The sequence below is a fragment of the Vreelandella glaciei genome, from assembly GCF_013415125.1.
Taxonomy (GTDB): domain Bacteria; phylum Pseudomonadota; class Gammaproteobacteria; order Pseudomonadales; family Halomonadaceae; genus Vreelandella; species Vreelandella glaciei.
Genome location: NZ_JACCDE010000046.1, coordinates 15,867 through 29,201 on the forward strand (window position 1 = coordinate 15,867; position 13,335 = coordinate 29,201).

General features: G+C 52.4%; 13 protein-coding genes. 5 read left to right on the forward strand and 8 right to left on the reverse strand.

What is annotated here, in order from left to right:
* Window positions 1–221: 221 nt before the first annotated feature.
* A complete protein-coding gene (locus HZS80_RS21565; protein ID WP_034821484.1) occupies window positions 222–1,133 on the reverse strand; it encodes a LysR family transcriptional regulator in 912 nt (303 codons plus the stop codon).
* A gap of 118 nt (window positions 1,134–1,251) precedes the next feature.
* Between HZS80_RS21565 and HZS80_RS21570 the strand changes: the two genes are divergently transcribed.
* The 5 genes from HZS80_RS21570 (at window position 1,252) to HZS80_RS21590 (ending at window position 5,782) form a co-directional block, all read left to right on the forward strand.
* Window positions 1,252–2,073, forward strand: a complete 822-nt coding sequence (locus tag HZS80_RS21570) for a DODA-type extradiol aromatic ring-opening family dioxygenase (RefSeq protein ID WP_007105035.1) — start codon at window positions 1,252–1,254, stop codon at window positions 2,071–2,073.
* Window positions 2,074–2,115: 42 nt separating this feature from the next.
* Window positions 2,116–2,913, forward strand: a complete 798-nt coding sequence (locus HZS80_RS21575) for an SDR family NAD(P)-dependent oxidoreductase (RefSeq protein WP_007105034.1) — start codon at window positions 2,116–2,118, stop codon at window positions 2,911–2,913.
* A 63-nt stretch (window positions 2,914–2,976) separates the two neighbouring features.
* Window positions 2,977–3,927 carry an aldo/keto reductase gene (locus HZS80_RS21580; protein ID WP_007105033.1) on the forward strand — a complete coding sequence of 317 codons (951 nt, stop codon included), beginning with the start codon at window positions 2,977–2,979 and terminating at the stop codon, window positions 3,925–3,927.
* An 18-nt stretch (window positions 3,928–3,945) separates the two neighbouring features.
* Window positions 3,946–4,545: a cytochrome b gene (locus tag HZS80_RS21585; RefSeq protein WP_013786621.1), complete on the forward strand. Its 600-nt coding sequence runs from the start codon at window positions 3,946–3,948 to the stop codon at window positions 4,543–4,545.
* Window positions 4,546–4,675: 130 nt separating this feature from the next.
* A complete protein-coding gene (locus HZS80_RS21590; RefSeq protein WP_007105030.1) occupies window positions 4,676–5,782 on the forward strand; it encodes an FUSC family protein in 1,107 nt (368 codons plus the stop codon).
* Between the two features lie 401 nt (window positions 5,783–6,183).
* Here HZS80_RS21590 and HZS80_RS21595 read toward each other — a convergent pair whose 3' ends face one another.
* The 7 genes from HZS80_RS21595 to HZS80_RS21620 form a co-directional block, all read right to left on the reverse strand.
* Window positions 6,184–6,324: an ATP-binding cassette domain-containing protein gene (locus tag HZS80_RS21595; protein WP_013786620.1), complete on the reverse strand. Its 141-nt coding sequence runs from the start codon at window positions 6,322–6,324 to the stop codon at window positions 6,184–6,186.
* A 256-nt stretch (window positions 6,325–6,580) separates the two neighbouring features.
* The gene (locus HZS80_RS21600; RefSeq protein ID WP_013786619.1) at window positions 6,581–6,973 is read right to left on the reverse strand and encodes a hypothetical protein; all 393 of its coding nucleotides are present in this window, start codon (window positions 6,971–6,973) and stop codon (window positions 6,581–6,583) included.
* Complete coding sequence (locus HZS80_RS21605) at window positions 6,957–8,951, reverse strand: hypothetical protein (protein ID WP_013786618.1); 1,995 nt, start codon at window positions 8,949–8,951, stop codon at window positions 6,957–6,959. The genes HZS80_RS21600 and HZS80_RS21605 overlap by 17 nt, the downstream gene beginning before the upstream one ends.
* Entirely contained in the window at window positions 8,951–10,702 is a 1,752-nt protein-coding gene (locus tag HZS80_RS21610; protein WP_034821501.1) for a hypothetical protein, read from the reverse strand. Before HZS80_RS21610 ends, HZS80_RS21605 begins: the two co-directional genes overlap by 1 nt.
* The gene (locus HZS80_RS21615; protein ID WP_013786616.1) at window positions 10,689–11,981 is read right to left on the reverse strand and encodes a tyrosine-type recombinase/integrase; all 1,293 of its coding nucleotides are present in this window, start codon (window positions 11,979–11,981) and stop codon (window positions 10,689–10,691) included. Before HZS80_RS21615 ends, HZS80_RS21610 begins: the two co-directional genes overlap by 14 nt.
* Window positions 11,982–12,376: 395 nt before the next feature.
* A complete protein-coding gene (locus HZS80_RS24275) occupies window positions 12,377–12,520 on the reverse strand; it encodes a CppA family protein (protein ID WP_472956698.1) in 144 nt (47 codons plus the stop codon).
* Between the two features lie 167 nt (window positions 12,521–12,687).
* Window positions 12,688–13,131, reverse strand: a complete 444-nt coding sequence (locus HZS80_RS21620; protein WP_179917285.1) for a LexA family protein — start codon at window positions 13,129–13,131, stop codon at window positions 12,688–12,690.
* Between the last annotated feature and the right edge of the window lie 204 nt (window positions 13,132–13,335).

Genomic DNA, 13,335 nt, shown 5'->3' on the forward strand with positions numbered 1-13,335 from the left:
CCCATTTCGGTTCCGCAAATGAGATTTTCCTTGTTGACGACAATATTTGAACAACCATTGGTTTCGGGATCTTAAAAAAGCAGATGGAAAAGGAGAAGGTGGCCGCGATCCAGAAGCCGACATAAAGCTTTTGGCCTGGAGCGGGCTAACTTCGAACTAAGCCTGACTGTTGGAACAGTTTACAGGTGTAGAGAGGGGGCCTTGGTAAGAAAGGATAAAATTTACGACGGTCTACATGGCGAATTCTCAAAAACCTCAACCAAATAGTCGATCATCGCTCTTACTTTGAGGGGTAACCGACGATCCGGCGCGAACAGCACATGCAGGCCGCCGAGATCCAGTGGAGGGTGATCCAATTCGAAAGCAACCAGAGCGCCACTGGCCAATGCCTCGGACACGATAAAGTTGGGCTGATATATGATCCCTTGGCCCTTAACGGCGGCAGCAAGAAGTGCGTCGCCATTGTTGGACATGAGGTTGCCTGTTACGGGCACCTGGATCTTACCATCTTGGCCGAATGCCCAGGTGCCGCCGCGTTGCGCTGAGGAAAGGCTGTAGCTCAGGCAATTGTGGTTTGAGAGCTCGGCAACACGGTTAGGGGTTCCATGTTTTTTCAGATACTCAGGCGAGGCACAAAGTCGCATCGGGCAATTGCCGAGACGGCGGGCCCTGAGGTCGCTGTCAGCGAGGTGTCCGATGCGGACAATCAGGTCCCAGCTCTCTTTCAGCAGATCCTGTTGAGTGTCGCTCAGGCCAAGATCCACCTCCACCAGTGGGTAACGATGGGTGAATTCCGGTATTAACGGTGCAATGAAGCGTGTGCCAAAGGATAGCGGTGCATTCAGACGTAATCGACCCATGGCCTGATGCTGCTGGGAAGATACTTCGGACTCCGCTTCTTCAAGATCCTGAAGAATGCGCTGACAGGCCTGCAGGTATTCCCGTCCGGCATCTGTCAGTGATAACTGTCGAGTGGTGCGATGAAGCAGTTTCGTGCCGAGCCTGGTTTCCAGTGAATCCACATGTTTTGTGGCCATTGCCGGCGACATGTTCAGCTCCCGGCCGGCGGCAGACAGACTACCTCTGGACGCTGCCTGAACGAATACCTGCATGCTTGTGTATCGGTCCAGCATTTTATTTCCTACCTTTAGTTAAAACAGTTCCTTTTTTAAGTCCGTTCTCCTTTCCTGAGTATCAGTATAACCTGTTCATTGTGATATCTGAACTATTCAAACCTATGGAGGTATGTCGATGTCCACGCAGCCAAGAGTGCCTACCAGACAACCGGTATTTTTTATTCCCCACGGCGCTGGCCCTTGTTTCTTTATGGACTGGAGTCCCCGCAATACGTGGGACGGTATGGCCGACTTTCTTCGAAGCGTCATCGGGCGTTTGCCAGAAAAGCCGACGGCCATCCTCCTGGTATCCGCCCACTGGCGCACTCAAGAGTTTAGTGTGACCGCCGGCAGCCAGCCCGATCTCATTTATGACTATTTCGGTTTTCCGGACCACACCTATAAATTGACTTATCCGGCTCCAGGAGCGCCGGCATTGGCGCATCGCGTGAGTCGTCTACTGGTTGGGGCACAACAGAACACCCTGGAGGATTCCGGGCGTGGGTTTGATCACGGTATGTTTATTCCGCTCAAGGTGATGTTCCCCGAGGCAGACATTCCTGTGGTTCAGCTGTCGTTACGGCAGGACCTGGACCCCGAAGCACACCTGCAGGCAGGCAGAGCTCTGGCGCCACTGCGTGACGAAGGTGTGCTGATTCTCGGCAGTGGCATGAGCTTCCACAACATGCGTGGCTACGGCGACAAGCGGTTTACACCGCTCTCCGAGGCGTTCGATGACTGGCTGACGGACACTGTCGAAGGTGACTCCGGAATTCGTTATCAGCGATTGAGGAAATGGGTTCAGGCACCCCACGCCCTCGATTGTCATCCGCATGGAGACGAGGAACACCTGATTCCATTGCTCGTGGCAGCGGGTGCAGCGGGCGAGGAGCCCGGCAAGAAGGTTTATTCCGAACGGGTGATGGAAACCCAGTTATCGGCGTTTCAATTTGGTTGAGTGGGTGACGTCCCCTCAAAAATCAATGGCAAGAGGAATTAAATGATGAAAATTGAACTCACGGGCAAACAGTCGTTGGTCACCGGCTCTACCGCGGGCATCGGTTTGGCCATTGCCCAGGGGCTGGCCGAGGCCGGTGCCTCGGTAACTATAGTGGGTCGTGACCAGGCCAAAGTGGATAAGGCGCTGGCCGAGATAGCCAATGCCAGCGGTCGGGACGATGCAAAAGGCATTATCGCGGACCCGGGTACCGCGGAAGGTTGCCGGACCATCATCGAACAGCTGCCCGAGGTGGATGTTCTGGTCAACAACCTGGGTATTTATGGCGGCGTTCCATTCTTCGATATCGACGATGCTGCCTGGGAAGAGATTTTCCAGGTCAACGTGATGAGCGGTGTTCGACTTGCCCGGCATTACGCAACTGGCATGAAGGCTCGGGGCTGGGGGCGTATCCAGTTCATCTCTAGTGAATCGGCGTTGAATATTCCATCGGAGATGGTGCACTACGGGGTGAGCAAGGCGGCGCTTCAAGGTGTATCCCGGGGTCTCGCCAAGGTTCTTGCCGGAACCGGTGTGACCGTGAACAGCATCCTTCCCGGTCCGACCCGTACTGAAGGAGCCAAAGCCATGATGGCTGACCTGGCGGCTGAGCGGGGAGTCTCCCCGGAAGCAATGGAAACCCTGTTCCTGGACGAAAACCGGCCTTCCACGCTGCTCCGACGTTTTGCCGAACCGGAAGAGGTCGCCAGCCTCTGTGTCTACGCTGCGTCTCCCCAGGCCAGTGCCACCACAGGCGCCGCCCTGCGTGTTGAAGGTGGCATTGTGGAAAGCATTGCCTGAAATCGCCGGCCGGGACCACCCGGCCGACTCACCCACTGACAGTTGTTTTTTGAGGGAGGCATCATGAGTCTTCAGAAGAAACCCCTTGGGAAGTCCGGTTTGGAGATAGCCCCACTGGTATTTGGCGGAAACGTGTTTGGCTGGACAGCCGATGATAACCGCTCTTTTCAGCTACTCGATCGGTTTGTGGAGCAGGGCTTCAGCGCCATTGACACGGCCGACGTATATTCTGCGTGGGCACCGGGCCTTGAAGGTGGCGAGTCGGAGGCAGTTATCGGACGATGGCTGAAAAAGCGGGGACGTCGTGATGACGTCATTCTCATGAGCAAAGTCGGTATGCTGGAGCGTCGTAAAGGGCTATCTGCAGCCAACATCGAAGCTGCAATTGAGGATTCCCTGTCACGTCTGGGCACCGATTACCTCGATGTATACTTCGCCCACATTGATGATCAGGAAGTCCCCTTGGAGGAAACATTGGGCGCGTTTGACCGGCTGATCAAGGCCGGTAAGGTGCGGGCCATCGGCGCCTCCAATTATTCGTCCGATCGATTGGAACAGGCGCTGGCCGTGTCTCGTGATCATGGGTTCGCGCGCTATGAGCTGATCCAGCCCCTCTACAACCTGCATGACCGGGCCGATTTCGAGTCGTCGCTGGCGAAAGTCGCCAGCGAGCACAATCTTGGCGTGGTGAGCTACTTTTCTCTGGCCAGTGGATTCCTGACTGGCAAATACGCTCAGCTTTCAGACCTGGAAGGCAACCCTCGGGCTGACTTTCTCAACGGTTATTTCAGCGATCGTGGTCAGCGCATTCTGGATACCCTGATGGCCGTTTCGCAGGAGGCTTCAGCAAAACCATCCCAAGTGGCACTGGCCTGGCTGCTCCACCAGCCAGAACTGACCGCACCGATTGTCAGTGCAACATCGCTGTCTCAACTGGATGAGATATTGGCTTCGGTGAAATTGTCACTACCGGAAGAGATGCTTTCCAGGCTGGACGCCGCCAGTAGGCAGTGATATGAAGATGAGGCTGGAATGAGTGTGCATTCTGGCTTCATCCTCTTTGGTAACACCTTCAATGGTAATGAAACCCGCAATACGGAGAACCCAATCATGATCCACGATTCTCGTGAGCGGTATGGCGCTCTCACCAAACTGCTGCACTGGTCGATGGCCCTACTGGTGTTCTGGCAACTGCTCAAGTTTGGTGATCGAATCTTCGACGGAGAACACTGGGTCGGACAAACGCTGGTGCCCTGGCATGTCTCTATAGGTTCGCTGATGTTGCTGCTGATTCTGGTACGCTTGGCCTGGGCCGCTGGCCAGCGTCATCAGCGCCCGCAGCAAGATCCGGCGCAGGCTCTGCTGGTCAAGGCCGGTCATGGGGCGTTGTATCTTGGCCTGTTGCTGATGCCGATAACCGGGGTAATGGTCATGCTGGGTGGTGGCCACGGGATTACGGCTTTCGGTATCGAGCTTTTTGCTGAAGGCGAGGAAATTGCCTGGGCCCAAGCCCTGGGACAGCTCCATTCGCCAATCGCATGGATTTTGACCGTTTTGATTGTTGGTCATATTGGTATGGCACTGATTCATCACTTCGTGAAAAGAGACGATACGCTTAAACGTATGGTGTGATGAGGCAATCTCCAAAACCAAAAATTCTCGTTATTTCGCGACTTGATTGCGGAAACTCCGAATAGATCAATGAGGCAAACGGTTATTAGGCTAACTATATCTTAAGCTATCCAATTTTGTCGGAGGTCAAGTGCATCAGCGCTTATCCAGAGTAAAAAGTCGATCAGCTGCAATCCGGTTTCTGCTATCGCGGGCACAGTTCAAAGAGTGCTTTGCCGTAGTTAATCAGCCTGGCTTCAGGAACTCGGCACTGGCCGGACTACAGGTGGCTATCGCGGCGCTGGTTGTGCTTCCGCTGATCGAGCTATCCGACTTTTCGCACCTGATTGGATTTGCTTCGCTGGGTACATTGGTGGCTTTGTTTGGCCGTTTTGCGGCCCCGGAACGCCGGGGCTTTACGGTTTTCCTTTGTTTGCTCTGCCAAACCGCAACCGTTTTTGTGATGTCCCTGGTGGCCTGGCTGGAGTTGCCCATGGTTGGTCAGCTGGCCATTCTGGCGCTGTTGTGCGGTACGCTGTTTTACATCGTCACCGTTGGTGATTTCGGTCCGCCAGGTGCATTGATCTTCATATTCGCCGCCAGCGTTTCAATGGGCCAAGTGGATACCTTTGCCTCTGTCCTCGAACGTACGACTGCGACCGCAGTGGCCGCTGCTCTTGCCTGGCTAGTGGTGATGATCACCGACGTGTTCCGCCACGATACACCGGCGGCACAGGATTGGTTCAAAAGCCGGCCCGCCAGTCACAAGTTGATCGCCGTCGCGCGCATGGTGTTGGGCTCTGCCGTGGCGGCTTATGTTGCTTATGCGTTTGGCGGTCAGCACGCCGGTTGGGCGGCCATGGGCGCTGTCGCCGTGTTACAGGGTAGCCATTTGCATATCAGTATGAGCCGAGCCCTACAGCGCACCATAGGCAACGTACTCGGCGCTCTCCTTGTGGCTTTGGTGCTGCTAAGCCAGCCCTCTGTGTGGACCATTATTGGGCTGGTGGCGTTACTGTCGTTCGCTACCGAGACCATCATCGGATCGAATTATGGACTGGGCCAGGTTCTGGTTACGCCCATGGCTCTGTTTATGAGCTATCTGGCGGCACCAGACCTTGCTGGCATGGCGATGGTGCAGGAGCGGGTAGTAGATACCCTCATAGGGACCGCTGTCGGGATCTGTTTTGCGATTCTGTTTTCGACCCTGGACGACCGAGCTCATTTGCTAACTCATCACATAAATCGCGGAAGGTAAGTTGCAGTCACGGGCTGTTGGTTCTCGAACGCCTATCAAAACCTTGGTCTGTCCCAGATGCAAGAGAGCCAGTTTATGGGTAGTTCATAGGCCCTGAGTATCACTGAGAATGAATCGGACGCGGCGTTTTGGATTAGAGACCGCAATACGAGTGTGGGTTTAAGAATACGAGCGGGAGTGCCAGTTACTGGATCGGGAAAGAGATCACGGCGGCTTCAGTTGACCGATTCAATAAGCTCCCTTGTCACCACATCTTGGGGCTGATCTCAGCATAAATACAACCTTCCCTCATCACTACAATGTGGTTGGCACAGCGACAGGCGTTGGCGAGATCGTCGATAGCTATGGCAATGGTTTTGCCCCCGGCGACTCAGTTCCCGGATAAGATCGAACCCCTCGACCTAGCGGCCAAGATCCAGGGCTAAGGTCGGTTCATCGGGAAGGACCAATTGCGTTTCCTCGACAACGGTCATGGTAATCCAGACCCTTTGCTTCGGGCCTCCGGATAGCGCGTCCAAAGGGCGCTCTATCGGTTCTGACATGTTCACAACCCCGACTGAATCCGAGAATTACCCCTTTAAGCACGACATGCCCCTCAGCCTCAATGGACTTACCCCGATGCGTGTGACACACCGTAGCCTCAAATTGAACCCCTCGGACTCGGCCCTGAATGTTCGCTTTGCGACCCGAGCGGCCAAATTGTGGTAGCATCATTTGGGTAGCAAATCGGAAAAGCGTAACCTGCTATGCGTCATTGAATATCATGAGCTTACCGGAATATTACGTGTAACCGGAGGGCTAAAAGCGTGACACCCTCCCGGCCTTCAACCGCTCAATCTCATCCAGAAGCTCTTCGATAGTCGAATTCTGCGCCGCCACAATAGAACTCAGGCGATCAATCTGCTTGCGATAGTCTGCGATCTTCTGCTTATCGGTTCTTGCCCTGTTGTCTGTAGTACGCTTGCTGCTCCTCTTTTGCTCCGACTTAGAAGTTATGTAGGCTTGAACCTCAAGTATCAGCAAAGGGTACCTGTCCTTTTTCAAAGCTGAGGGATCTCGTCCCGCTTCTCTCGCAACGTTGTTTTGGGTAACAGCTGCCCCCAAAGGAAGGCGGATTGTCTTACCTTTTTTCAGCCGATCAAATGCATCCCTGAACTCTTGCTCTGCCGATTTCTTAACCGTTGACGACACTGAGATACACCTCTATCGCATAGATTTCTTTTTTCAAAGCGTTGAAACGTGGACTCTCGGAGGTCAGCGACTCGATTTTCTTTTCGTGAGCAGCCTTTAGTCGTCTCAAGGCTGGCCCATTTTCACGCTTAAAAATCGCATCTGTGCAGATGCCTCCGCCATCAGCCCCAGCACACTGCGCCATTGACTCAATACCACCATACTCACAGACCCCAGCCTTCATGCAGAATCCGGCCAGTGTGCGCCGACAACCAATATCGCCTTTGGCTATTAACTTCGTAAGCTGTTTTTCCTCCCCAGCTTCTACAAGATTGACAACCTTAATCGGGATCATCTGCTTAGAATGAGGGCGCACATTCTCAAAGCTATCTTCCACCACACTTGCAATCTGCCGGTAAATTGCCTTGTAGGACTCGACTATGACGGAAGTTTCAGCATCCGAGTTGAGTCTCAAATTAGTGAAATTGCGGCCATAGTAAAGCGTCATTTTTTGACTCACATGCTTCATGAGCCACTGTAAGCTTTGATCAGAAACCATGTTGGAGGCGAACATATTGACGTTGGTGGTGCGTCGCAACTGATGCGCCGCTAAAGGCCATTGAAGCCCGATGCCAAATCCTTCTCTATTGCCAATATTCGGGGTCATAGACACCGCAATTTTCCAATCCTCTTCTGTCACTGCCATCTCTTCTGGATCGAAAAAAAGCGGATAGCGATCAATGAAGGGACCCAGCCTTAATTGCCCTATAAGTTCGTTCTTGGAGTTTCGGTTGTTACCCTTTACTGGAAGCCACGGCTCCGTTCCGGCCAACGCGAGCGGCACAGAAGAACTATCCCATTCAGGCGCAGACTCACCCCCTGGGAAATACTTCAGCCTCCATTTAGCAATGGTGCTCGCCGCATCAACAGCCTTCTTAACGGTGCTGGGCACAACCCATCGAGCATCATCATCAGGATCAGTTTTCGTGGTTTCCCCAACCAACATTGCGATATCCCCCAACCTCTCGTCACGCTCGATGAGAAAGCAATCAGACCTGAGCGAGTTCACCTCATTCAGGCGCTGAAGGGAGAAGCTCATGATGTAAAATAGAGCCGCCTCTTTAACCATATTGAGATAGGCCGTAAAGCGGGTACTCCTGTAGATGAGAGGCGGTACGCCCAGCCATTTCTCGAAAAGCCCTGAAAGTCCATACTCCACAGAAAATCCTTCAAACCCTCCTGCAAACAGCACTCTTTTTTTGTAAACGTGCGGCTCATAAAAGGGTGAATGGTATTTAACATCCTTTACGCAAGAGGCGTTATACGTATACGCTTCTGATAACCAGCTGAATGCGCTTCCCAGCGCTTGCTCATGCTCGAAAAAATCGTCCAGGCACTCATTCAACCTCTTAACCTGGTACGCCCATATTCTGGGTGGAATATATGGAGTTTGAACCTTCTCATGACCTTTTATCTGCGACGCCAGGAGCGCCAAACCTCTCCCTCCGAATACCTCAAAGCCAAGAACATCTGATTGCAATCTCAATCTATGTAGAAAGTTGACGTAAACCTTAAAACTGGCGCACTGAAGAGCATCAGCAATCTCCTGATGAATCGCCGGAAACCTCTCAACGTCCGAGATCAGCACTCCCTTACTATCGCAGACGCTTGCAATCTTTGTCAGGGCTCCAAACGAGTAAACACAACTCCTAATTCGCCCAGGAAAAAGTCGCGGATGATAAAGCACCAAGAGCACAACCTGCTTGACAAGAAAGACATTCTCATCAGAAATCCCGTCCTTTTTAAAATTGAAGGTCGCAGAGCGCTCGAACGCCCGAAAGTCCCAGAAATCATCACCATATAGGGACAGCGGGGCACCTTCGCTGTCGACCGATACCGCCCAATCTCTGGGTGGCGGAAAGCATGGCGGTCGATACAACGGCGAGTCGACCGTAACCAACGTGGATGGCGACATAAAGCGCAAAGTGTCAGCGTTCATTACTGCTCCAGAAGCTCAATAATTGGGGCCCAATTAGGGTGGTAATCACCCTCTTCAATCCGCTCCTGCGCTTCTGACACCCAGCCAGCACGCCTGGAACTAGAGTTCTTAAACCACGACAATTTTTCGGATAACCGATCAACTACGACGTCAGAGGGCACCTCTTCACGACTCAGCGTCATGCTTGCCTCAATCGTCTTGAGATGCCGAAAGGAGGAAATGGACCAGATATAGTCTTCACTATCTACATCGCGATGATGCTTGCACCACAGGCAACCAGATGGATTGACACAGTTAGGTTCAACTATCCCCCCAGGTCTATCGGCCACCGATTCTGGGTCACCATTGCAACTGCTGGAAATCACCGACGCCTTGAGATCCTTTTGCTTGATAGGGTCGTGCTTGCTCCAAAACCGGGCAACCTCAACCATAGCTCGCTGCTGACTAGGTCGCTCGTATTGGTCCTTTAACACCTCCCGAGTATGCTGAGCCATATCTGCCGTTAATTCAGGGTCTCCTGAGCGGCGCAAAAGCCAATTCACCCTGGTGTTTCTCAGTTCTCGTGGTGTAACCCAAGCAAGTCCATGTGCTTCAAATAACTGCCGAAACGCCACAAAGTGAGTAAGCCCCGTTCTCGACACACTCTCTCCCTTGCCATAATTATCAAACTGAGGGAAAAAGTTTGGAGAATCAGGAAAGAAATGGTTCACAAAGGCTCGAAATCGCTCAAGAAAGGGCTTGTAAGACTTGTAAATTCGAAAGCTTACCTCACCTCCTCTCCTGTTCTTGTAACACCTTACCTGCCAGCTATCGCCGAGCGGCTTATACTTCAAGGCTCCGCGCCCCAACTCTCTAGCCTGAGTCAAATTCATGCCTGTCTGAGCAAGGAAAATCAGAAACTCTGCCTGGACTCGCAGGTTCACCAGGTGCCACCTTTTCGCTCCGCCCCTCCGGGGAGAAATATCACTGACCGCCTCTCGTCGCTTTAACGCTTCCCGATAGAGGACCTTTTTCTGATATGCCCAGCCAGGCTTGGGAGTAGCTGCCAACTCAAGCTCTTGCAATCCCGCATGGAGCAACACCTCATTGCCCTCAACCAGACCGGCTCGGATTGGGATCTCTAGGGGCAGGGGCCCATAAACAGCTTCCTTAGACAATCCTTCCGCGATATCGACCAGGAAATTCCCCTGCTTGAAGGTAGCCTCCAAGTTTTGCTTCTCAGCAATCCGACTGACCGCTTTTGGCGCTTCCTTGACGGCACGAAGGCGAGTCCTATTAATGAGGCGGACGGTTTCCGGTATGGAAAGAATGGAACCAAAAATCGACGACAGCGTCGCAGCCTTTATGTAGGCTGACTTCGGGCTCAACTTCGAACCCTTCTTCCTAGACTTAATGAACAAATACTCGGCGTACTCCAGGAAGTTGAATTCCAGCTTTGCAAGACTGAACGAGTGCTGGCCCTCATCCAGGAATCTCATAAATCCCACGAACGTAGCAAGGTAATGAGGCACCGACTTCTCCGATCGGCCAGCGTAAAGTCTATTCTCAAGCTCTTCTTTAACAGCTTGTAAAAGCTCCAACCTCTCTGTTCGAATCGCCCCTAGCGCTCCCACGGCAATTTTTTTGAACGCCAAATCCGCTCTCAAGCTCGCGCCGCCCCGATAAAGGAACCGTGTTAAATCTGACCTTGAACCATATCGGGGCGCATTCTCCTTATCTAGATACTGGATCAACAAATCAGGCGTCGTCATTGAATGTAACCTTATCGATTAATGTTTCGACGTTGCCAACTTTGCCGACATACAAATTGAAAAATTCGTCCGACAGCGCCTCCTTTACAGGCTCTTTTTCGATGAACTTCACATATTTCCAAGTTGTCGCCTCATCCTTGTGGAGCATGGCATCCCTAACAAAAACGATGGCATCGACCTGGCTCGGAAGGGCGCTCATTGCGAGTCGCATTAACTGGGTGCCAAAAGTGGCTCGTGTTTGGTGAAATTTAAAATCCCTAAATTGATCAAGCCCTGCCTCAGCCAGCTTTTCACGCAGGTAGCTGATTAGTTTTGTAAAGGACGTCTCGGAGTAGGCGTTTCCTCGCTCAGACAGAAACAGCAAGGTTCGATCTTCTTCGGAGGCCCTCGCCTGTCGACCAAGGCGTCGCGCTGAATAAGCATATCGCTCAAGCTGACGAACAAGCTCGGCAGGAAAGAGCAGCGCACCACTCACATCGTACTTGGTTTCAACACCTGTTCCAGGCCCCACCGCAATGCGCTTCATTGAGGGAATTGTCGGATCATCCAGGGCGTTATCGATGCTTGATAGACGCAGGGTGCGAATGGTCTCACTCCGAGCCCCAGTAAAGAAGCCAATCATGGTCATCAGGTAAAGCTCTACTTTCCCACGCTCGAAAAGAAAAGTAAGTAGCGCCGCTCGATTCTCATCCGTTAGAGGGGTCAGCCCATCCTCCAATGCCGCACCAACCCGCCTTCGATTCGGAATGGCCAACTCGCTTGAAGTCACAGACATCGTCCGAGAGAAGCCGACAGAGGTATAGAACTGGATCGTTTTAGACTGATCCTCCCACATGGACTTACGGTCAACCCAGCCATAAACCTGGGCCCAGCGGTAGAATTGAATGATCGCGCCCATTCTCGATGTGGCGGTGCTGGAGCTAACCAATCCGGCCTTCCGCTGTTCAATGAGAAATCCTCGGTACTGGAAAAGACAACGATCTTTCTTTCTCTTCGGAAAGTGTCGCCAATCCACCCCATGATCTTCTAGCCAGCAAGCGTAGGCTTTTAGGTGACTCATGTTTGAGGCCACTGTTTTGATATCGTTTCCTACAACGGAGTCTAACTTGTGGAGTGCATAAGCATTGGCCGCGAGCCAAGGCTCTCCGTCATCGAAGAATATGTGTGGCACCTTTGGCACTGGCTTTGAGCGACTGACCGGAACCCAAGAAACCTCCTGAGAACCCTTGTCGGTATCGAGAGCCATAGGCGTAATACTGACTCTTTCGAGCATCGCCATAATGAAGTCCTTGGTTGATCGATTGCCTACCCAATCCGGCTTGCAGCCAGAAATGTCGCATCCAGAGTCTTAAAAGTTCGCAGACTTACTCTTTGAAAGTCGAGCACCTCACAGCCGCCACCCTTTCGCGAAAATTGCAGCACCAGCCTTCAACCAGGGGCGCTCTGGTGATCATTACTGACTTCAGATTTCCGCAATCAAACAGCAACCGAATGTCCGCCTCTTGCATTTTCCCTATTTCGCCTCATCACTTTTCTGGTTTTGAATATTCCCAAGAGACGCCAACAGGCCCCGAATAGATCGAAGACCTAATCGCACCTCTCTATCGGCTCTGAGGTTTGCCTTAAGGTTGGGGAGATCACAGGGCTTTGGGAGCTGAACCCCAAGAACTCGGGCTACTTTAAGGGATAGGGTTTCCTGTTACCTGGCAGATCTTTGATAGCTTTTATAAGCCGTGACTCACCGAATCGCTGTAAAAGGTACAGCCACTCTCTTTGCCCTCTTTCATTGGTAATCAGAGCGGAAATTCTTCCTACCAGGGGCGGGCCTGAGGGCCCTCTGGCCGTGAGCGGCTAGCCCACTTCCTTGTCTATTTCTGGAAAGAAACTTAGGGTAGGCTCATTCCAATGTCAATAGTTACCACAGTATTTTGTATTCGTCATATGCTAGCATTCGTATGTAAAGTTATTGGCATCGACCAGGCCAATCATCGTACGTACTCGTGTATCACCGCGCGCACCACGCCCCACAGTTTGCAGTCAGTGCCTTCAAGGGGCAGGGGCGGGTAGTGTGGGTGAGTCGAGCATAGGTGAGGGGTGCCCTGGTAAAGCGAGTAGCGCTTAATCAACACTTCGCCTTCCAGCATCGCGACCAAAATATGCCCCAGCCGCGGCTCGATCCCCCGATCCACAACGAGAAGATCACCCTCAAAAATCCCCCAGCCCTCCATACTGTCGCCGGTGGCGGTGACATAAAACGTCTGGGTAGGGTGTTTAACCAACCGCGTATTGAGATCCAGCGTGCACGGCTCGTAATCCTGCGCAGGAGAAGGAAAACCGCTAAAACCAGCGCGGCCCAAAAAAGTTAAATGCGGCAACGGCTGAGCGCTTAACGGCAAAGCGGGGGTAAAGTGAAAAGACTGGCCCGGCATTGTCGGCATCCTGACTCTTAAAATGTTGTATGAATATACAGTATTTTTCAGAGTGAAGGAAAATGCAAATGGGCGGATAGTGTTGAGATTGCTTCACTGCGTTCAATGAAAGGGACTCCTCCCCTCTCGAAGCTTCAGAGAGCTACATTGATAGTTGAACCACTTCAATGCGGAGGGGAAGAGTCATGAACAAGCATAAGATAA